Source organism: Nonomuraea sp. NPDC049486 (assembly GCF_040676925.1).
Lineage (GTDB): Bacteria > Actinomycetota > Actinomycetes > Streptosporangiales > Streptosporangiaceae > Nonomuraea > Nonomuraea ferruginea.
On record NZ_JBFAPV010000019.1, the window covers coordinates 80,727 to 99,872 of the forward strand.

Annotated in this window: 18 protein-coding genes and 1 pseudogene; 10 read left to right on the forward strand and 9 right to left on the reverse strand. The window is 70.5% G+C overall.

Annotated elements, in window-relative coordinates:
* Window positions 1–49: 49 nt before the first annotated feature.
* From AB0K05_RS38645 to AB0K05_RS38655, 3 genes and pseudogenes are all read left to right on the forward strand, one after another.
* Entirely contained in the window at window positions 50–1,465 is a 1,416-nt protein-coding gene (locus AB0K05_RS38645) for an alpha/beta hydrolase (protein ID WP_364236097.1), read from the forward strand.
* 1 nt (window position 1,466) lies between these two features.
* The gene (locus AB0K05_RS38650; protein ID WP_364236100.1) at window positions 1,467–2,540 is read left to right on the forward strand and encodes a sensor histidine kinase; all 1,074 of its coding nucleotides are present in this window, start codon (window positions 1,467–1,469) and stop codon (window positions 2,538–2,540) included.
* Window positions 2,537–3,192 (forward strand): annotated as a pseudogene (locus tag AB0K05_RS38655) (response regulator transcription factor). The gene AB0K05_RS38650 and the pseudogene AB0K05_RS38655 overlap by 4 nt, the downstream one beginning before the upstream one ends.
* A gap of 110 nt (window positions 3,193–3,302) precedes the next feature.
* Here the strand turns inward: AB0K05_RS38655 and AB0K05_RS38660 are convergent.
* Window positions 3,303–4,262, reverse strand: coding sequence for a YafY family protein (locus AB0K05_RS38660; RefSeq protein ID WP_271280249.1), 960 nt, complete (start codon window positions 4,260–4,262; stop codon window positions 3,303–3,305).
* An 82-nt stretch (window positions 4,263–4,344) separates the two neighbouring features.
* On the opposite strand from AB0K05_RS38660, the gene AB0K05_RS38665 reads away from it, so the two are divergent.
* Window positions 4,345–4,743: a VOC family protein gene (locus AB0K05_RS38665; RefSeq protein ID WP_148031642.1), complete on the forward strand. Its 399-nt coding sequence runs from the start codon at window positions 4,345–4,347 to the stop codon at window positions 4,741–4,743.
* A 6-nt stretch (window positions 4,744–4,749) separates the two neighbouring features.
* On the opposite strand, the gene AB0K05_RS38670 is transcribed toward AB0K05_RS38665, so the two are convergent.
* Genes AB0K05_RS38670 through AB0K05_RS38680 form a run of 3 tightly spaced genes read right to left on the reverse strand, consistent with a single transcriptional unit; the run spans window position 4,750 to window position 7,933 of the window.
* Window positions 4,750–5,196 (reverse strand): response regulator, encoded by a 447-nt coding sequence (locus tag AB0K05_RS38670; protein ID WP_148031643.1) that lies wholly within the window; start codon window positions 5,194–5,196, stop codon window positions 4,750–4,752.
* Window positions 5,193–6,803: a sensor histidine kinase gene (locus tag AB0K05_RS38675; RefSeq protein ID WP_271276537.1), complete on the reverse strand. Its 1,611-nt coding sequence runs from the start codon at window positions 6,801–6,803 to the stop codon at window positions 5,193–5,195. The genes AB0K05_RS38670 and AB0K05_RS38675 overlap by 4 nt, the downstream gene beginning before the upstream one ends.
* Window positions 6,800–7,933 (reverse strand): fused response regulator/phosphatase, encoded by a 1,134-nt coding sequence (locus tag AB0K05_RS38680; RefSeq protein WP_261808556.1) that lies wholly within the window; start codon window positions 7,931–7,933, stop codon window positions 6,800–6,802. The genes AB0K05_RS38675 and AB0K05_RS38680 overlap by 4 nt, the downstream gene beginning before the upstream one ends.
* Before the next feature lie 318 nt (window positions 7,934–8,251).
* On the opposite strand from AB0K05_RS38680, the gene AB0K05_RS38685 reads away from it, so the two are divergent.
* The 3 genes from AB0K05_RS38685 to AB0K05_RS38695 all read left to right on the forward strand — a co-directional run bounded on the left by AB0K05_RS38685 (window position 8,252) and on the right by AB0K05_RS38695 (window position 12,529).
* On the forward strand, window positions 8,252–8,824 hold the full coding sequence (locus tag AB0K05_RS38685; protein ID WP_364236105.1) for a hypothetical protein: 573 nt from the start codon (window positions 8,252–8,254) through the stop codon (window positions 8,822–8,824).
* Window positions 8,825–8,890: 66 nt separating this feature from the next.
* Window positions 8,891–9,370, forward strand: coding sequence for a hypothetical protein (locus tag AB0K05_RS38690; protein WP_148031645.1), 480 nt, complete (start codon window positions 8,891–8,893; stop codon window positions 9,368–9,370).
* Between the two features lie 159 nt (window positions 9,371–9,529).
* Window positions 9,530–12,529: a BTAD domain-containing putative transcriptional regulator gene (locus AB0K05_RS38695; RefSeq protein WP_364236107.1), complete on the forward strand. Its 3,000-nt coding sequence runs from the start codon at window positions 9,530–9,532 to the stop codon at window positions 12,527–12,529.
* A 75-nt stretch (window positions 12,530–12,604) separates the two neighbouring features.
* On the opposite strand, the gene AB0K05_RS38700 is transcribed toward AB0K05_RS38695, so the two are convergent.
* Window positions 12,605–13,552, reverse strand: a complete 948-nt coding sequence (locus tag AB0K05_RS38700) for a WYL domain-containing protein (protein ID WP_364236110.1) — start codon at window positions 13,550–13,552, stop codon at window positions 12,605–12,607.
* Here AB0K05_RS38700 and AB0K05_RS38705 point away from each other — a divergent pair.
* Window positions 13,527–14,732, forward strand: coding sequence for an alpha/beta hydrolase (locus AB0K05_RS38705; protein WP_364236112.1), 1,206 nt, complete (start codon window positions 13,527–13,529; stop codon window positions 14,730–14,732). The two genes, AB0K05_RS38700 and AB0K05_RS38705, sit on opposite strands and share 26 nt — an antisense overlap.
* A gap of 48 nt (window positions 14,733–14,780) precedes the next feature.
* Here AB0K05_RS38705 and AB0K05_RS38710 read toward each other — a convergent pair whose 3' ends face one another.
* Window positions 14,781–15,143, reverse strand: a complete 363-nt coding sequence (locus AB0K05_RS38710) for a nuclear transport factor 2 family protein (protein WP_261808557.1) — start codon at window positions 15,141–15,143, stop codon at window positions 14,781–14,783.
* A 151-nt stretch (window positions 15,144–15,294) separates the two neighbouring features.
* Window positions 15,295–15,570 carry a metalloregulator ArsR/SmtB family transcription factor gene (locus AB0K05_RS38715; protein WP_148031648.1) on the reverse strand — a complete coding sequence of 92 codons (276 nt, stop codon included), beginning with the start codon at window positions 15,568–15,570 and terminating at the stop codon, window positions 15,295–15,297.
* Window positions 15,571–15,614: 44 nt separating this feature from the next.
* On the opposite strand from AB0K05_RS38715, the gene AB0K05_RS38720 reads away from it, so the two are divergent.
* Both AB0K05_RS38720 and AB0K05_RS38725 read left to right on the forward strand, forming a co-directional pair.
* The gene (locus tag AB0K05_RS38720; RefSeq protein ID WP_148034591.1) at window positions 15,615–15,980 is read left to right on the forward strand and encodes a glyoxalase superfamily protein; all 366 of its coding nucleotides are present in this window, start codon (window positions 15,615–15,617) and stop codon (window positions 15,978–15,980) included.
* A 583-nt stretch (window positions 15,981–16,563) separates the two neighbouring features.
* Window positions 16,564–16,800 carry a DUF3224 domain-containing protein gene (locus tag AB0K05_RS38725; protein WP_271276532.1) on the forward strand — a complete coding sequence of 79 codons (237 nt, stop codon included), beginning with the start codon at window positions 16,564–16,566 and terminating at the stop codon, window positions 16,798–16,800.
* On the opposite strand, the gene AB0K05_RS38730 is transcribed toward AB0K05_RS38725, so the two are convergent.
* Both AB0K05_RS38730 and AB0K05_RS38735 read right to left on the reverse strand, forming a co-directional pair.
* On the reverse strand, window positions 16,788–17,624 hold the full coding sequence (locus AB0K05_RS38730) for a virginiamycin B lyase (protein WP_271276531.1): 837 nt from the start codon (window positions 17,622–17,624) through the stop codon (window positions 16,788–16,790). The genes AB0K05_RS38725 and AB0K05_RS38730 overlap by 13 nt on opposite strands.
* Window positions 17,618–19,105, reverse strand: a complete 1,488-nt coding sequence (locus AB0K05_RS38735; protein ID WP_364236196.1) for an ABC-F family ATP-binding cassette domain-containing protein — start codon at window positions 19,103–19,105, stop codon at window positions 17,618–17,620. The genes AB0K05_RS38730 and AB0K05_RS38735 overlap by 7 nt, the downstream gene beginning before the upstream one ends.
* Window positions 19,106–19,146 lie beyond the last annotated feature (41 nt).

Genomic DNA, 19,146 nt, shown 5'->3' on the forward strand with positions numbered 1-19,146 from the left:
ATCGAAAGGTGGACGACCGGCGGCAGCCCTCTCGGCGAAGCTGAGGGCCATGAAGAAGGCGATCATTGCCGTGCTCGGCACCATGCTGCTTCCCGTGGCGATGGCGACGCCCGCAGTGGCGGATACGGGGCTGTCCTGGCAGGACTGCGGAGACGGCCTGCGATGTGGCCGGATCATCGTGCCCGCCGACTGGGCCGCGCCCCGAGGAAAGCAGATCACGCTGGGGCTCGCCAAGCTTCCCGCACGTGACCCGGCGACCAGGAAGGGCACGCTTGTCCTCAACCTGGGCGGTCCCGCCCAGCAGATCTCGATCCTGCGCCAGGCAAAGGGCACCTTCGCCGACCTGACCCGATGGTTCGACGTGGTGCTCTACGACCCGCGCGGGTTCGAGGCGAGCACCGAGGTGCGCTGCCCCGATCCGGCGCCGTATCCCGCCAACGGGAAGTGGGTGTTCACCAGTCGCGCCGCCTTCGCCCGGTACACGAAGCAGAACCATCGCTTCGCCTCGGGATGCGCCGAAGCCGCCGGCCCGCTCGCGGGCAACCTGGACACCTGGCAAGGGGCCCGCGACCTGGAGGCGGTCCGGGTGGCGCTGGGCGAGCGGAAGCTGAACTACTTCGGCAACTCCTATGGCGGCGTCCTCGGTGTGGCCTACGCCGAGTATTTCCCGTCCCACGTCGGCCGCATGTACCTGGACAGTCTGATCGACCACACCAACCGGTCGTGGGATGAGTGGGTCCTGGTCAGGGCGAAGGTCAAGGAAGACAACCTGCACCGCTTCGCCGATTGGTGCGCCACCGACCGGAGTTGCGCGCTGTACGGTCGCGACGTGCTCAAGGTGTGGGACGGGGTCATGGCCCGCGCCGCCAGGCGGCCCATTCCCGCACCCGGTGCCGGAGCGGGTGCCACGGCCGACGCGGCCCTGATCGCGTCCCGCGCGGCTGTCTCGTTCGATGCGACATGGCCCGGACTGGCCAAGTCCCTGGCCGAGGCGGACGCGGGTGACGCCAGCCGGTTCGCCGAGCCGTTCGCCGGGGCTCCTGACCCGGACCTCAGCAGGATCACGATGTGCGCCGACTTCCCCTTCCCGAGCACATACCGTGAGGTCGAGGCCATGGAGGCGCGGCTGAGAAAGACCACGCCACGCATCGGCTGGACCTCGGCCTGGCCGATGGCCGCCCTGTGCGCCGGACTCCCGAAGAAGACGTCCTACCCGCCCCATCCCATTCGCCCACGCGGCCTGCCGCCGATCCTCATCGCCAACGGCGAGTACGACGACACATCGACGCCCGCGTACGGACGCCGAATCGCCGTGCAGCTCGACGGCGCCCGCTACCTCCCGGCCAAGGGCGGTCACGCGCTCTACTGGAGCGGCAACCTCTGCGTACGCGACCAGGTGCACCGCTACCTGACCACCGGGCAACTCCCGCCGGCGGGCACGACCTGCGGTCCGGCATCATCGTGACATGCACTGGCTGAGGGAGGTTCTGCTCGTCGCCGGTGCCGCGGCCGCCGCGGCGCTGCTGACCGTACTGGAGCGGCGAGTCCCGGTCGACCTGCCGCTCCTGGTCCTCTTCAGCGCCGGGGTAAGCCTCCCTCTGCTGATTCGGCGGGTCCTGCCGCTGACCGCCGCCGCGACATCGGCGATGATCGCGCTGGTCGGGATGGCGCAACTGCACCGCTGGGAGGGGATGCTGATAGCGATGTCCCTGTTCTGCGCGGCCGTCTACCACCGCCCGCGGCGTCCGGGCCTGGTGCTGACGGTCTCCTCGTGCTGGGTTCTCGGCACCCTGGCGACGATAGGGGGCGAGGGTGTCCCGGAGCTGACCAGCATAGTGATCATGAGCATCGCGCCCGTGGCCACCGGCTACGCGCTGCGACTGCACCGGGATCAGGCCGACCAGTCACTGCGGCGGCAGCGGGCCGAGGCGGAGCGCGTGCTGGCCGAGGAGCGTACCTGGCTGGCCAGGAACGTGCACGACAGCGTCGGCCACCACCTGACCGCGATCCGGCTGCAGGCCGCGGCGGCCCGGCGGGCGCCCGGCGACGCGCCCGCGAAGCAAGCCCTGCGGACGATCTCGAACCTGTCGCAGTCGGCGCTCACCGAGGTACGCGGCCTGCTGCGGACACTCGACGAGCACCCGGCCGCCATCCAGCCCGGCGCCGCCGACCTGGAGCGGCTGGCCGGACGGCTCACCTGCTCAGAGCGGACGATCACCGTGCGCCGCTCCGGGACCGGATACGCGTTACCGCCGGCCGTCGATCACACCGCCTACCGGTTGGTCCAGGAGGCGCTGACAAACGCCGTACGACATGCGGACGCGACCGAGGTCACCGTCCACCTGCGGCAGGACGAACGCGGCCTGCGCATCGAGGTCCTCGACAACGGCGCCCCGGCCGCAGCGCCCCAGGCCGAGGGGCGGGGAATCCGCGGCATGCGCGAACGGGTGCGCCTGCTCGACGGCACCCTGTCGGTGGGACCGGTCGAAACGGGCGGCTGGCGGGTCCGCGCCGACCTGCCCAGGGATAACGCGTGGTGACGATCCGGGTGCTGGTCGCCGATGATCAGGAGGCGGCGCGGGAAGCGTTGCGACTCATCCTCGACGGCGAACCCGACATCGACGTGATCGCGTCGGCCGCCGACGGCGCCGAGGCGGTGCACCAGACACTGTCGCGCCGGCCGGACGTGGTGGTGATGGACCTGCGGATGCCGGGTATGGACGGCATCGCCGCCATCGACCGCCTCGCCGCCGCCGAATCCGCCCCCGCGTGCTCGCTCTGACCACGTTCGACCTCGACGAGTACCTGTTCGGCGCGCTGCGCGCCGGGGCCGCCGGTTTCCTGCTGAAGGACAGTGATCCCGACGTGCTCGTCGCGGCGGTCCGCGAGCTGCACCAGGGCAGGGGCTTGATCGACCCGCAGGTGACCGGCCGCCTGATCAACCGCTTCGCCGCGCTGTCCCCGCGCCCCGCCACCCCCGAACTCGACCTACTGACCCCGCGCGAACACCACGTGCTACGCCTCCTGGCCCGAGGACTGAGCAACGGCGAGATCGCCGCCGCGTGCACCATCGGGGAAGGCACGGTCAAGACACACGTCAACCGAATCCTCACCAAACTCGGCCTCCGGAGCCGCGTGCACGCCGCGATCTATGCCCACGAACACGGCCTTGTCGCCCGCGAAGCTCCTTGACCGCCCGCCGTCTTGAGCCCTGTCCCGTGGGACGAACGTCGGGCCGCCCGGCCGTCCGGCTCGGGCGTACGGGGCGGAACGGGCGTTCCTGCAGGAGTCCCGCGCGGCGCTCAGCCGCTGACCCCGGCCGCGCTCGCGTAGCGGGCGGCCAGTTCGCGCAGGTGGGCGCGGAGCTCGGGCGGGTCCAGCACCTCGAACCCGACGCCCAGGCTGCCGAGGAAGCCCGCCAGGTCGTGCAGCGAGTCGCCGCCGGTCTCCAGCAGGGCGCCGTCGCCGTCCGCGGTGAGCAGCCCGGCGGCCGGGGTGAGCCGATCCGCCACCACCCCGACGGGGGCGTGCAGGCGGACCCTGGCCTGGTGGCGCCAGGCGGTGGAGCCCGCGCCGCGGACCACGCGGGTCGCCGCGTCCTCGTCGGGCAGCTCGCGGGGGGTGAAGCGGGGGCCGTTGGGGACGCGGAGGGTGAGGCGGTCGGCGCGGAACGTCCGCCAGTCGCCCCGCGCGGTGTCCCAGGCCAGCAGATACCAGCGGCGGCCGGTGTGGACCAGCCGGTGCGGCTCGGCGGCCCGGGTGCTGACGGTCCCGTCATGGCCCCGGTAGTCGAAGCGGAGCGTCTCCCTGGCGCGGACGGCGTCGGCGACGGCGGTCAGGGTCGCCGCGTCCACGGTGGGGCCGCGGCCGGTGACCGAGACCGTCGCGTCCCGTACCGCCTCGATGCGGTGGCGCAGCCGCGACGGCAGCAGCTGCCGCAGCTTGGCGAGCGCGCGCAGCGAGGTCTCCTCAATGCCGGTGACCGTGCCGCCGGCGGCGGCGTGCAGGCTGACCGCCACCGCGACGGCCTCCTCGTCGTCGAGCAGCAGCGGCGGCAGCGCGGCCCCCGCCCCCAGCCGGTAGCCGCCCGCGGTGCCGGTGGTGGAGGAGATCTCGTAGCCCATGAGGCGCAGCCGCTCGACGTCGTTGCGCACGGTGCGGGTGGTCACGCCGAGCCGCCCGGCCAGCTCGGCGCCGGTCCAGCCGGGGCGGGCCTGGAAGAGCGACAGCAGCCGCAGCAGCCGTACCGAGGTTTCCAGCATGACCCGATGATGCCAGCCTTGAGGAAACGCACGTTCCTCAACGACTCCTAGCGTGGTACCTACCGAACGAAAGGGGCAACACATGTTGCGCGGACTCGCGACGATCAGCTACTGGGCCGACGACCTGGAGGCGGCCAAGCGGTGGTACACGGAACTCCTCGGTGTCGAGCCGTACTTCCACCGGAACGGGCCCGACGGGCGGCTCGGCTACACCGAGTTCCGCATCGGCGACCACGAGGCCGAGCTCGGCCTCGTGGACAGCGCCTGGCGCCCGCACGGCGGGGAACAGGCCGGGGTGGTCGCGTACTGGCACGTCGACGACGTGCGGGCGGCCTACGAGCGGCTGCTGGCGATGGGCGCCAAGGAGCACCATGAGATCACCGAACGGGGTGCGGGCTTCGTGACCGGGTCCGTGGTCGACCCGTTCGGCAACATCCTGGGCGTCATGTACAACCCGCACTACCTGGAGCAGGTGGGCTGATCCGGGCTAGTGGCTGCGGCCCGGCAGCCGCACCACGGTGACGAAGAACTCGTCGATCTGCCGGATCACGGCCATGAACTGGCTCAGGTCGACGGGTTTGGTCACGTAGGCGTTCGCGAACAGCTTGTAGCTGCGCAGGATGTCCTCCTCGGCGGAGGACGTGGTGAGCACCACCACCGGGATGGCCCGCAGCTCCGGGTCGCCCTTGATCTTCTCCAGCACCTGACGGCCGTCGTACTTGGGCAGGTTGAGGTCGAGCAGGATCAGGTCGGGGCGCGGCTTGCCCTCGTAGCCGCCCCGCCGGTAGAGGAAGTCGAGCGCCTCCAGGCCGTCACGGACCACGTGGAGGTTGTTGCCGATCTTGTTGTCCTCGAAGGCCTCCCGGGTGATGAGCTCGTCGCCGGGGTCGTCCTCGACGAGGAGCACTTCGATGGGTTGTCCGATGGAGCTCATGTACGGGATCCTTCTGAGCTGGCTGTGGCGGCCGCGAAGCGGGCCTCCGAGGAGAGCGTGTCAGAACGAAGCGTAAAGCAGATCCGGATTCCGCCGTCCTGGTATGCGGTGTCCAGCCAGATTCGTCCGCCGTGGTTCTCCACGATCTTCTTGCACATCGCCAGGCCGATCCCGGTGCCGCTGTAGGCCTCGCGGCTGTGGAGACGCTGGAAGATGACGAAGATCTTGTCGGCGAACTCCGGGTCGACGCCGATGCCGTTGTCGGTGAGTGAGAAGCGCCACTCACTCTCCTCCACCTGCTCATGGTCGATCCGGATGACCAGCGGGCGGTCCGGGTGGCGGAACTTGATGGAGTTGCCGATGAGGTTCTGCCAGAGCATGGTCAGCAGCATCGGGTCGCCGGTGATCTGCGGCAGGTCGTCCGGCCGCTCGACCGTCGCGCCCGACTCCTCGATGCCGGTGGCCAGGTTGTCCAGCGCCTTGTCCAGCTTCAGGTTGAGGTTCACCGCCCGGCGCGCGTCGTACAGCCGGCCCACCCGCGAGTAGCTCAGCAGGTCGTTGATCAGGCCCTGCATGCGGGTGGCGCCGTCGACGGCGAAGCGGATGTACTGCCGGCCGCGGTCGTCGAGCGCGTCGGTGTAGCGCTTCTCCAGCAGCTGGCAGAAGGTGGCGATCTTGCGCAGCGGCTCCTGCAGGTCGTGCGAGGCCACGTAGGCGAACTGCTCCAGCTCGGCGTTGGAGCGGCGCAGCTCGACCGCCTGCGCGTCGAGGTCGGCGGCCTGCGTGCTCAGCGTCGCCTCGTGCTCGCGGGAGGTCTCCAGCGCCGCCACGAGCTTGGTACGCATCGCGTCCACGTCCAGCGCGACCTCGCGGATGTCGGCCGGTCCGTGGGCCGGGATCGGGTGGTCGAAGTTGCCCTCGGCCACCTCGCGCGAGGCCATGCGCAGCTCGTCGAGCGGCCGGACCACGGCCCGGCGCAGCAGCACGGCCATCGCCAGCCCGGCCACCAGGAACGTCGTGATCATGGCGACGAACATCCAGTTGCGCAGGGTCTGCGCCTGGATCAGCTCGTCGCGCGCCTGCTGACGGCTCTGCGCCAGGCTGTCGTTCAAGGTCTCGGTCAGCGCCCGGATGCGGTCGAACGCGGGCTTGCCGCTCTCCATCTGCGCGTTGCTGATCGGGCTGGCGGCCTGCCGCTCCGCGACGAGCGGCTCGGCGTAGTCGCGCCGCCAGGCGGCGGACGCCTCACTGATCTGCCGCAGGTGGGAGAGGATCTCCGGCTCGTCGCGGACGAGCTCCTCGACGCGCTCGTACTGGCGCTGCTCGTCGGCCATGCCGCGCTCGTACGGTTCGAGTAGCTGCCGGTTCCCCGTCAGGAGGAACCCGCGCACGCCGGTCTCCTGGTCGAGCAGGGTGCCCTGGAGCTCGGCGGCCTCGATCCGCGCCGGCGAGATGCGGTCGACCAGGTCGTCCGCCAGGTCGGTGGTGCGTTGGAGCATCACCGCGGCGATCACACCGAAGATCATGACCACGATCATGATCGCGGCGAGCACGAGCAGGAACCACTGATGGACGGTGAGCCGCCGCCACGCGGTGCTGGCGTTCACTGCTCCTCCTTCCAGCGCAGATGGACGACGGCGACGTCGTCGGCGGACGCGTCGGGCGCGGTGGCCTGCTCGGTGCCGGAGATCAACGCGTCCACGAACTCCTCTCCGTTCAGGTGGGCGTGCCTGCGCGCCACCGCGAGCAGGCCCTCCTCACCCAGCAGTCGCATGCCGTCGCCGGGCAGCCGGCGCTCGAACAGCCCGTCGGTGAACAACGTCAGCCCGCCGCCCGCGGGCAGCTCCAGCTCGGTCGGCTCCCACTCCGACTCCAGCGGCAGCCCCAGCGCCGGGCCGATGCCCGGCTCGGCCCAGGTGACCGAGCTGCCGGAGTGGACCAGCAGCCCCGGATGGCCCGCCCGCCACACACGGACCGTGCGCTGGTCGGACTCCAGCGCGAGCGTCGACATGGTCACGAAGATCTCGTCGCCGCCGCGCTCGGCCCGCAGGACGCGCTCCAGCTGGCGCAGCAGGGCGGTGCCCGTCACGCCGCTGAGCACGAGCGTGCGCCAGGCGATGCGTAGGCACACGCCGAGCGCGGCCTCGTCGGGGCCGTGGCCGCACACGTCTCCGATCATCGCGTGCACGACTTTGTCGTCGTCCTCCACCACGTCGAAGAAGTCGCCGCCGAGCGTGCCCGACACGCGGCTGGCGCGGTAGCGGGTGGCCACCTGGATCGGCATCTGCTGCAGCAGCGGCGTCGGCAGCAGGCCGCGCTCCAGGCGGGCGTTCTCCTCGGCGCGCAGCCGCTCGGCGTGCAGCGCCACCGCCGCCTGCTCGGCCTGCTTGCGCTGCATCGCGTAACGGAGGGTGCGGCCCAGCCACTCGCCTTCGACGCGCCCTTTGACCAGGTAGTCCTGGGCGCCCGCGGTGACCGCGGCGAGGCCCGCCTGCTCCTCGGCCAGCCCGGTCAGCACGACCACCGCGGCGTCGCCGCTCGCCTCCCGCATCGCGGCCAGCGCCGACAGACCGCGCGCGTCGGGCAGGCCCAGGTCGAGCAGCACACACTGGACCCGCTGCCGCGCGAGCAGGTGCCGCGCCTCGTCCAGCGATCGCGCCCATTCCAGCCGCACCGACAGGTCGCCGTCTTCCAGCAGCTCCCGCACGATGAACGCGTCTTGGGGGTCGTCCTCCACCAAAAGCACCAGCGGAAGAGCGGGGGGATCCCCAGCGATCATTCCGGCACCGCCACCCTCTCCAGACAGCGCCGTGTGGCTGTCGTCCTCTTCCGGTCGATGGACAGTGCCCGCAGCAGGGGTCATCACACGTGAACCGCGGGCCCATCCGGTAACGATCTGGACTCAGCATAAGGGCTGTTCGTACCTGTTCATCCTCCTCTGAGCTGCTGACGGTCCCTTGGAGGACGCTCTGGAGCCGGCTGACAGGAGCTTGTGCGTGATCTGACAGCGCGTCCACGCAGCCTCGGAGACGACACCACACCGGGAAGGACAATCATGCTTTTCATCGAGGTCTACGCCCGCCGGGGCGCGTTCGGTCAGGAGGAGCTGCGACAGATCGCCGCCAGGCTGGCGCCCAGCCGGATCTTCGCCGCGACCGAGGGCGACGAGGAGGCCGCCGACCCCGGCGTGCTGGCCCTGTTCGACTCGCTCGGCCACGTGGTGGTGCACGAGCCCGCGATCTGGGTGACCGCGGGTCCGGCGCGGTGCGTGGTGAACGTGTACGCGGCGGCCTGGGCCAAGGAGATGAGCGAGCACCTCATCTCCGAGGTGACCGCCGCGGTGCCGGGCGGCGACGCGATCGTGCACGTCTTCGGCGTCCCTCAGGGCGGGTACGGCATCGGGGGGCGGGTGCGCCGGTCGTCCGACGTGCTCACCATGATCGAGGACGCCAAGCGGGAAGCGCCCGCGGAGGCGCCACCGGGGACCTACGTCGACCCCGTGTGCGGGGCCACGGTGGAGAAGGAGAAGGCGGTCACGCTGGAGCTGGACGGACACACGTACGGGTTCTGCTGCCCCCACTGCCGCGGCCACTTCGCCAAGCGCCGCCGTGAGGAGGCCGCCACCTGACCGCCGTCGTATGACTCGCTTATGACGCCGCTGCGGACACTGGGGGAAACCCCCTGAGGAGGCGCCATGAAGCGATTACTCATTCCCCTGCTCATGGTCACGGTGCTGGTCGCGTCGGCGTGTAAGTGGGACGAGTCGTACGTCCTCGTCGGCGGCAAACGCGTCGGGGAGTGGACCCTGCGGTACGGCGATCCGCAGTCATACGACATCACGCTCTACAGGAACGGCAGCGGCCGTTATCTCGGAGTCTCCTCGATCATTCTCGGGCACTACAAGAACCTGCGGGCCCGGGGCCGCTCCGTCGAATCCGCCGCCAGGAAGACCTTGAGCGACATCCTGCGGCCCGCGTGCCGTGACATCCGCAACCAGGCCATCAGGGCCAAGTGCAACGAGGCGACCGGCGGCGGCCGGTGGTCGGACTTCCGTGGGGCGCTCGTGGACATCGACCACAACAGGGGCGGGTGCCTCACCATTTCCATCCGCGGCAGGACGACACCGAACTGGACCTGGCGTCCCCGTACGGACCGGCACTGCAGGCCCGGCTGAGCGACGGCCTGAAAATGGCGCGCGCCGCCGGTGCGCGCCATTTTCCGCGCCTGTCAATTATCGCCACTGATCTGTCAACAAGCCGGAGGTCTGTGAGGCAGAACACGTTACACTCGCCGTGATCGATTTCCTCGGTGCCGCTGCGGTTCGGAGGACAGCGTGGACGGCGTCGTCTGGTTCGGCATACTCGGCCCGCTGGAGGTGACGGCGTCCGGGCGACCGGTGACCGTGGCCGGGCGCAGCCAGCGCGAACTGCTGGCCGTGCTGTTGCTGAGGGCCAACCGGCCGGTCGAGGTCGACTTCATGATCGACTCGCTGTGGCCGGGCCGTTCCCCTCCCTCCGCCCGCAGGCAGATCCAGAACAGCATCGGCCGCCTGCGCCGGACGCTCGTCGCGGGCGGCGTCCCGGCCACGACGCTGGAGACCCGGCGCGGCGGCTACCTGCTGCGCGTCCTGCCCGGCGAGCTCGACGCCCTCTCCTTCGCCCGGCACGTCGAGTCGGGCCGGCGGCTCGCCGCGGACGGCCGCGCCGACGACGCGGCGGCCCGCCTGCGCGCCGCGCTGGCGCTGTGGCGCGGCCGGCCGCTCGCCGAGCTGGACAGCCCGGTCGCCGTGGCGCAGGCGCGACGGCTGCTGGAGGACCGGACCGCCGTCCTGGAGGAGTGCGTGGCCCTGGAGCTGCGGCTCGGCCGTCATCACGAGGTCATGGGCGACCTGAAGACGCTGGTGGAGGAGCATCCGCTGCGGGAACGGCCACGCGCGCTGCTGATGACGGCGCTGCACCGGGCCGGGCGCACGGCGGAGGCGCTGGAGGAGTACCGCCGGGCCCGCGCGACGTTCGTGACGGAGCTGGGCCTCGAACCCGGGGCCGAGCTGCGGGACCTCCAGCGCGCGATCCTCACGGGCGCGCTGGACGCACCGCCCGCGCCGCGGGCGGATCGGGCCCGCCCGCGCCAGTTGCTCCCGGACATCACCGACTTCACGGGACGGGAGGACCTCGCCGACCGGCTGGAGACCCTGCTGCGGACGGCCGGCACCGCCACCGGCGTCGTGGTCGCGGCCGTCGCGGGCCAGGCGGGCGTCGGCAAGACCGCGCTCGCGACGCACGTCGCCCACCGCGTGTCCGCATCGTTCCCCGACGGGCAGCTGTACGTGGACCTGGGCGGCGGCCAGGCCCGCCCCGCGGAGCCCGTCGAGGTGCTGGCCAGGTTCCTGCGCGCGCTCGGCGCGCACGGGCAGGAGATCCCGCCGGGCCTGGCGGAGCGGGCGGAGCAGTACCGCTCGGCGGTGGCCGGCCTGCGGATGCTCGTGGTGCTCGACAACGCGGTGGACGAGGCCCAGCTCCGGCCGCTCCTGCCGGGCACGCCGGGCTGCGCGGTGCTCGTCACCAGCCGGTCCAGGCTGGCCGGGCTGCCCGGCATGATCCTGGTCGAGCTGGGCGTCCTGGAGGGCGGGCAGGCCGTCGACCTGCTCGCGCGCATCGTCGGAACCGGCCGCGTCGAGGCGGAGGCCGACGCCGCCCGCGACCTCGCCCGGCTCTGCGGGCACCTGCCGCTCGCGCTGCGGATCGCCGGCGCCAGGCTGGCGACCCGCCCCGACTGGCCGCTGGCGGAGCTGGTGCGGCGCCTGGCCGACGAGCGCCGCCGGCTGGACGAGCTCACCTACGGCGACCTGGAGGTGCGGGCCGGCCTGTCCTTCAGCCACGCCAGGCTCAGCGCGGCGTCCCGGCGGCTGTTCCACCTGCTGGGACACCTGTACGCGCCGGAGTTCGCGTCCTGGGTGTGCGCCGCGCTGCTCGACACCACGACGGACGGGATCGGCCCCCTGCTCGACGAGCTCGTGGCGGCCCAGCTCCTGCAGCCGTCCGGAACCGGTCGCGCCCGATACCGGCTGCACGACCTGGTCCGGTTGTTCGCCAGGGGGTCGGGGAGCGAGGATCCGCGGCCGGCGATCGCCAGGGCCCTCGGCGGCTGGCTGGCGCTCACGGAACGCGCGCACATCGCGGTGTCCGGCGGCGACTTCGCCACCTTGCACAGCGACGCGCCCCGCTGGACCGCGGGCCTGCCGGACCTGCCCGCGGATCCGCTGGCCTGGTACGACCTGGAGCGGCTCAACCTGATGACGGCGGTGCACCAGGCCGCCGCCGCGGGCCTCGACGAGCTGTGCTGGGACCTGGTCGCCAGCGGTTACACGCTCTTCCTCACCCGCGGGCACAACGACGACTGGGAGGAGACGCTCAGGGCGGCGCTGGCGTGCACCCGTCTGGCGGGCAACGCGCGCGGCACGGCGACCATGCTCATGGGGCTCGGGCTGCTGGGCACCTACCGGCACGACTACGCCGGCGCCGCCGAGGCGCTGGAGGAGTCGATGCGCCTCTTCCGCGAGATCGGCGAGCGGCAGGGCCTGGTGTACGCGCTGGGCGTGGCGGCGCACGTGGACGGGATGCTCGGCCGCTACGACCACGCGGTCGCGCTGCACGAGGAGGCGCTGGAGGTCCACCGCGCCTCCGGCGACCTCGGCGCCGAGGTCCTGCTGCTGCGCTCGCTCGGGCAGCTCCTGGTGGAGATAGGCCGCCTGGAGCACGCCAGGCCGCACCTGGAGCGGGCGCTCCTGGCCGGACGCGACGGTGACCGGCGGGTGCACGCCGAGGTCCTGTACTGGCTGGGGCAGCTCCACCTCGCCGCCGCTGAGGTGGGACCGGCCGAGTCGGCGTTCAAGGAGATGCTCGCGATCGCGGAGGACCTCGCCGACCCGCGCGAGGAGGCCGAGGCCCGCTACGGTCTCGGCCTGGTCCGCCTGAACACCGGGGCGCTCGGCGCCGCGGCCGGCCTCTTCAGGCAGGCCCTGGCGCTGAACCGGCCCCTCGGCGAACCGCTGACCGAGGGCCTGATCCGGACCGCTCTCGGCATCCTGCACTGCCGGAACGGCCAGCCGCGTCAGGCGATCGGCCATCTCACGGAGGCCGCCGGGATCTTCGACGCGATCGGCATCCCCCTGTGGAGCGGGCGGGCGTACCGGGCGCTCGCCGACGCGCACGAGGCCCACGGCGACCGGACCGCCGCCGACGCCGCCAGGAAACGCGCCCTCACCCTGTTCACCTCGGTGGGCGCGCCCGAAGCGGCCGACATCGCAGGACCCGACGCCGACCGACCACCCTGAGACCGCCGCCTGATGTGATCATTGGAGCAAACCACCCTACGGTTCTGACGTACTCGGTCTGGTCAGGTGACGGTCTCAGCGGTAGCGTTCGGCGAGCGCGTTGCCGATCGAGGCCAGGTGGTCTCGGACACCCGGAGGGCCGGTCACCTCGAGCCATTCGACCAGCCCGGCGAGCTCGCCGGCGAGCGTGTACTCGTCGTAGCCGCGGATCACGACCTCGATGCGGCCGTCGGCCGTGGAACCTCCCACCTCGAGCCGAGCACCGAGCCCCATCCGGAGTATGCCGATCCCGTGGGGAACGCAGACCGCCTGGACCTCCACCGGTGTTCGTCTGCGGTCGACCTCGTCGGCGATCTCGCGCCAGCTCTCGGCGAGGTCGAAGTCCTCGGGCCGGTGCACGGGATCGCCGGTCGGGTCGGCGGATGACACGCGGTCGATCCGGAAGGTCCGCCGGCCGGTCTCGGTGGTGGAGACGAGGTACCACGACGGGCCTTTGGCGACGATGCCCAGCGGGTGGACGGTTCTCTCGGTTTCGGCGCCGTCGCGGTCGACGTAGCCGAGCCGCACCTGGACGCCGCGGATCACCGCGTCCTGGAGCTCGTCGAGGAAGCGAGGCGGTCGGCGCTCGACCGGGCTCGACCCCCATCGCTGCGGGTCCATGACCAATGACGACGCTGCCGCCTCGGCCTGCGTCCGGAAGGGCTCCGGCAGGGCATGGACGAGCTTGCGCAGAGCCGCTTTCACGGCCGGCGTCGCAGCCGAGGCCGGGCCGGCGACCAGGAACAGGGCGCGGGCCTCGCTCGCGGTCAATCCGGACAGGTCGGTACGGGCGCCGCCCACCAGGCGCCAGCCGCCACCTCGGCCCTGCACCGAGTAGACGGGCACCCCGGCCATGGCCAGGGCGTCGAGGTCGCGGCGGGCGGTGCGCTCGGAGACCTCCAGCTCTCGGGAGACCTCTGCTGCTGTCACCTGCTCGCGCCGCTGCAGCATCAGAAGGATGGCCACCAGCCGGTCGGTTCGCACGCCGACAAAACTCTCACACGAAACCGGTCGTGGGGTGACCGGTTTCGGTCGGCAGGATGGCGATATGACCTCACCGGCGAGGTCGACCGCAAGCGAACACCCGGGCCTGTCAGGGGTGCGCCGGCGCCCGATCATCCGCAGAGACAATGAGGAACCCGCGATGCTCAATCCAACCGATTTTCCCGAGCCCACCCTTATTCCGGTCAACGGTGTGGAACTCGAAGTCTTCGAAGCAGGCCGAGAAAACGAGGGAAAGCCTGTCGTGCTTTGCCACGGCTGGCCGGAACACGCCTTCTCCTGGCGTCACCAGATGCCCGCCCTCGCCGCGGCCGGTTACCACGTCATCGCACCGAACCAGCGGGGTTACGGCAACTCGTCCCGCCCGACGGAGGTGACGGATTACGACATCGAACACCTGTCGGGTGACCTCGTCGCGCTTCTCGACCACTACGGATACCAAGACGCCACCTTCGTCGGCCATGACTGGGGTGCGTTCGTCGTCTGGGGACTGACCCTGTTGCACCCCGACCGTGTGAACAAGGTGATCAACCTGAGCCTGCCTTACCAGGAGCGCGGAGAAAGGCCGTGGATCGAGTTCATGGAAGACATGCTCGGCGGCGACTTCTACTTCGTCCACTTCAATCGGCGGCCGGGCGTCGCGGACGCCGTATTCGACGACAACACCTTCCAATTTCTTCGCAACATGTACCGCAAGAACGTGCCCTTCGCGGCCCCTGAGCCGGGCATGGCGCTGATGAATCTCGCCAGGGCGGACACACCACTCGGCGAGCCCGTCATGAGCGACAGCGAACTGGCCGTCTTCGTCTCGGCATTCGAATCATCGGGATTCACGGGCGGCATCAACTGGTACAGGAACCTCGACCGCAACTGGCGTCTGCTGGCGGACGTGAACCCGATCATCCAACAGCCCGCCCTCATGATCTACGGCGACCGGGACCTGGCGATCCCGAGGTCCGAGAACCTGACAGAGTTCGTGCCCAACGTGGAAGTGGTCGGCCTGGACTGCGGTCACTGGATCCAGCAGGAAAAGCCCGAAGACACGAACCAAGCGATCCTCAAGTGGCTGGAACAGCAGGATGTAGTGTCTCGCGACCCGGTTCGTGTCACCGGAAGCTCGTCGCCCTCCAGCACGCATGAGCCTCGGACCCACCATGAGTGAATCTTGACAAGGCCCAGATTTCACGCGAACTGAAGGTGGTCGGCTAGGTCAATCGGTCGTGCCGGCGTGCACGGCGATGATGCGCCAGCCGTGCTCCTCGCCGTACAGCCACGTACGGGTGTAGCGCATCCTGGCCGCGAACGGCGTACCGGAGACGGTCCCTTCGACGGTGCCGAGAAACCACGTCACCCCGGTGTGCCCATCGGCGAGCACGGTCAACTCCTCCTCGGCCACCTTCGTCATCACCTGCGCCCGAGTGCGGTGCAGCTCCAGGTCGTCCGCCTTGGTCGCGACGTTCCCACCGAAGGTGAAGATCAGCCGATCATCCAGAAGCCGATCCAGCGCCTCGGCATCTCCAGCGAGCTGCGCGGCCTGGAGTCGGCGCTCGGCGTCCCGCAAGTCCTCCATCATGAGGTCCACCCTCCCAGCCGGCGCCGTACCCGCGCCAGGACGTTCACGCTCGGCTGATCTTCGCAGTCCGATCCAGGGACTCCGATCGTCGGTGAGCGGGTGCCGGGTTCAGAAGGCACCCGCACTGACCCCGGCGCCCGCCTGGGGCGGCCTAGTGCCGGGCGTATTGCGCGGACCACGTGGCGATCTCGGCAAGCGGAGAAGGCGCGAGGGTGTAGATGCGGCGACCGGCGTGCTCGGTGTAGCTCACCAGAGCGGCCCGACGCAGGATGCCCAGGTGTTCTGAGACGGTCGACTGGCAGGTGGTGAAGCTGTTCGCGAGCTCCCCGGCCGTGCGCGGCCGTTCGAAGAGCAGTTCGATGATCTTCCGTCGGGTCGGATCGGCGATCGCTCGAAACGGATCTCCATCAGCCTGTGGTCGCCCCATCCCTCAATGATAGGGTATCGGCGAAACCCGATAGAAGGAGCGCCGTGCAGTTCATCTCCGTCGTGTCGGTGCCGGTCAGCGACCAGGACCGAGCCAAGAGCTTCTACCTCGACAAGCTAGGCTTCGACCTCATCGCCGAGTCCACTTTCGGCGATGAGATGCGCTGGATTCAGGTCGGCATCCCCGGCGCTCAGACCAGCCTGACCCTCGTGACCTGGTTCGATGAGATGCCGCCCGGGTCGCTGCGCGGCCTGGTCATCGATTGCGAAGATCTTGACAAAGAGTACCGCGCTCTCACCGAGCGCGGCGTTGCGTTCCTCGGCCCCCCGAGTCAGCAGCCCGGCGGTGTCTTCGCCATCCTCAGCGACCCCGATGGCAATCTCATCAGCCTCCGGCAGGCCGGCAGCTAAGGCCCCTGACGCCCAACGGCGATCGAGAGAGTGGCCTGCTACCGCATCGTTCGCCCTCCTGACGATCCGGCACAGGCGGGGATTGTCGGTGTTGCGGTTGCGCCAGGCGATGCAACGGCGGACCATGCTGCCCTGCTCGCGGTGGCGGGCGTGGCCGGTGCCGTTGAGAGTGAACGCCCGCAGCGCGGTGAACTGGTCCTCGATTCGGTTCATCCCCGAGGAATCGGTCGGCGTGTAGGCGATCTCGACGTTGTTCGCCTGCGCTCACCCGCCGAGCCGCTCGTCCTTCTTGGTGCTTGTGCGGGCTGAAGTTGTCACAGATGATCGCCATCCGGACGTCGGTCGGGTAGAGGCTGCGCAGGTAGCGGCAGAACTCCAGGAACTCACCGCGCCGCTTGCGCCTCTTGATGTGTCCGTACATCTTGTTGCGGCCCAGGTTCAGGGCGGCGAACAGGTGCCGTACCCCCTCGGTGCGGGTGTAGGTCGCGCGCATACGTGGTCGGGGTCCTTGTGCCTGCCGCCGCGGTCGGTGGCCGTCCACCGGCCCTGGACACTCACGGCGTCGAGATGGCCCGAACCCTGTATGACATCACGGGCGTCGACGGCGGGCGGGGGCTACGTGGCCTCCGAAAGGATCGAGGGCGTGCTGGACGGTCGGCACGGCACCATCGTCATCCAGCACGGCGGCCTGGCCGACGGCCCTGATCAGTCCAGCTACGGGAACATCATCCCCAATTCCGGGACCGGGGACCTGGCCGGGATCTCCGGCCAGGTGATGGAGTTCGAGCTCCAGGTGCTCACGCTCGCCTACAAGCTGTGACGCGTCAGGGCACCGGACTCCATCGCGACCCAGATCGCCCCGTCCGGACCGACGGCGAGGCCGTGAGGTTCCGCGCCCTCCAGCGGGAACTCCTCGATCTTCCCGTCGGTCGTGACACGGGCCAGCCTGCTGGCACCCCACTCGGTAAGCCAGAGCGCGCCGTCCGGCCCGGCCACGATGGCGTGCGGCCGGGCGGCGCGGTCGGGCAGCGGGAACTCGGTGATCGCGCCCGAGGTGTCGATCCGGCCGACCTGGCCGGCGCCGATCTCCACGAACCACAGCGCGTCATCCGGTCCCGCGGAGATGCCGACCGGTGCCGCGCCCGGTGTGGGCAGTGGGTACGTCGACGCCTCGCCGCCGGTCGTGATGCGGCCGATCGCGTTGCCCTGGTTGAGCGTGAACCACAGCGCGCCGTCCGGCCCTGCGGTGATCGCGGAGGGCATCGCGCCGGTGCCGGGCAGTGGGTACGACGACACCTGCCCGTCTGGGGTGATGCGTCCGATCCGGTCGTCCTGCAGTTGGGTGAACCACATGGCCCCGTCAGGGCCGGCGGCGATGCCGTACGGCGAGGCCACATCGAACGTGGTGACAACGCCGTCCACGGTGATCCGCCTGATCCGGCCGCCGGCGAACTCGGTGAACCACAGCGCGCCGTCCGGTCCCGGGGTGATGACCGTGGGCTGACCGTCGGCCGGATCGAGAGGGAACAGCGTGGGTTCCGCACCCGGCACGACCCGGCCGATGCGGCCCTGATGGACGAGGGTGAACCAGAGCGCGCCGTCGGGGCCGCAGGTGATGCCGTACGGTGAACCGTCGATCAACATGAAAGAGCGATCTCCTTACCGGTGAAGCGACGCCGTAGCGCCCGGTCGTGCGTGACCACCACGAGCGTGCCCTGGTAGTCGCCGAGCGCCTGCTCGAGCTCCTCGACCAGGGTGAGCGAGAGGTGGTTGGTGGGTTCGTCCAGCAGCAGCAGGTCGTGTTCGCCCGCCAGCACTTCGGCCAGCGCCAGTCGCCGCCGCTGGCCCTCGGACAGTGCGCCGACTTTGAGGTGCAGCGCCTCGCGGTGGAACAGGCCCGTCGCGAGCAGGGCTTCTGGGTCGCCGCCGTAGGTCTCCATGACCGTCTTTTCGGGGTCGAAGGTGACTTCCTGCGCGAGGTAACCTGCCCGCCGACCGGCCTGGGCCGCGATAGCCGCCAGCAGCGTCGACTTGCCCGCGCCGTTCGGCCCGGTGATCAGCAACCGGTCGCCCGGTTCGATCCGCAACCTGCCGTGGTCGACGTGCGTGCCGGCGCCCGCGAACCTGCCGCGGAAACACAAAGGCTTGGGCGGTCGCGGTACCGGGTCGGCTTCTAGGCGGCGCAGGCGTTCTGTGGCTTGCCGTACCCGCGAGGCGACCGAGCTTTGCACGCGGCCGGCGTTGCGGTCGTAGGCCATCTTGTTGTTGTCCTTCATCTCGCGGCCCCGCGCGACGCGGCGCGCCGTGGTCGCGGCGAACTCCTTGACCTGCTCAACCTCCTCCCGCCAGGCGGCGTAGGCCTGCTCCCAGCGCTGCCGGGCGGCCGCCTTGTCGGTCAGGAATCCGGTGTAGCCGCCGCCGAACCTGGTGATCGTGCCGCCCTCGACCTCGAGGATCGTCGTGGCCACCCGGTCCAGGAAGGTCCGGTCGTGTGAGATTGCCACCACCGTGCCCTTGTGGGCGCGCAGCCGGTCCTCCAGCCAGGTGAGCGCCGCCTCATCCAGGTGGTTGGTGGGCTCGTCGAGCAGCAGGATCTCTGGTGAGGCGGCCAGCACGCAGGCCAGGCCGAGCCGGGCCTGCTCGCCGCCCGACAGGGTCGACAGCTCGCGTGAGCGCTCGATCTGGGCCAGGCCGAGCCCGTGCATGGCCTTGTCGACACGGGCGTCGGCCTCGTATCCGTCACGGGCCTCGAAGGCGGTGAGCAGCTCGCCGTACAGGGTCAGGTCCTGCTCCTCGGCGGCGCGCTGCATGTCGCGCTCGAGTGCGCGCAGCTCGGCCAGCGCGGCGTCGACGGCCTGCTGGACGGTGTGGTCGTCGGGCAGGTTGAGGGTCTGGCCCAGGTAGCCGACGCCGCCGGCGGCCGCTACCGTCACCTCACCGTCGTCTGGCTGGTCCACCCCGGCGATGATCTTGAGCAGCGTGGACTTGCCGGAGCCGTTCTCGCCGACGACTCCGGCGCGCTCGCCGGGCCGGATGCTGAAGGTGAGCTGGTCAAGGACGCGGTGCTCGCCGTAGGACTTCGAGACTCCCCGGAGGGAAAGCTGTGTAGTCAGAGGTACTCCAATCGCAACTACTGTTGCTTTAAGCTAGCATGGAAATCCCTCCT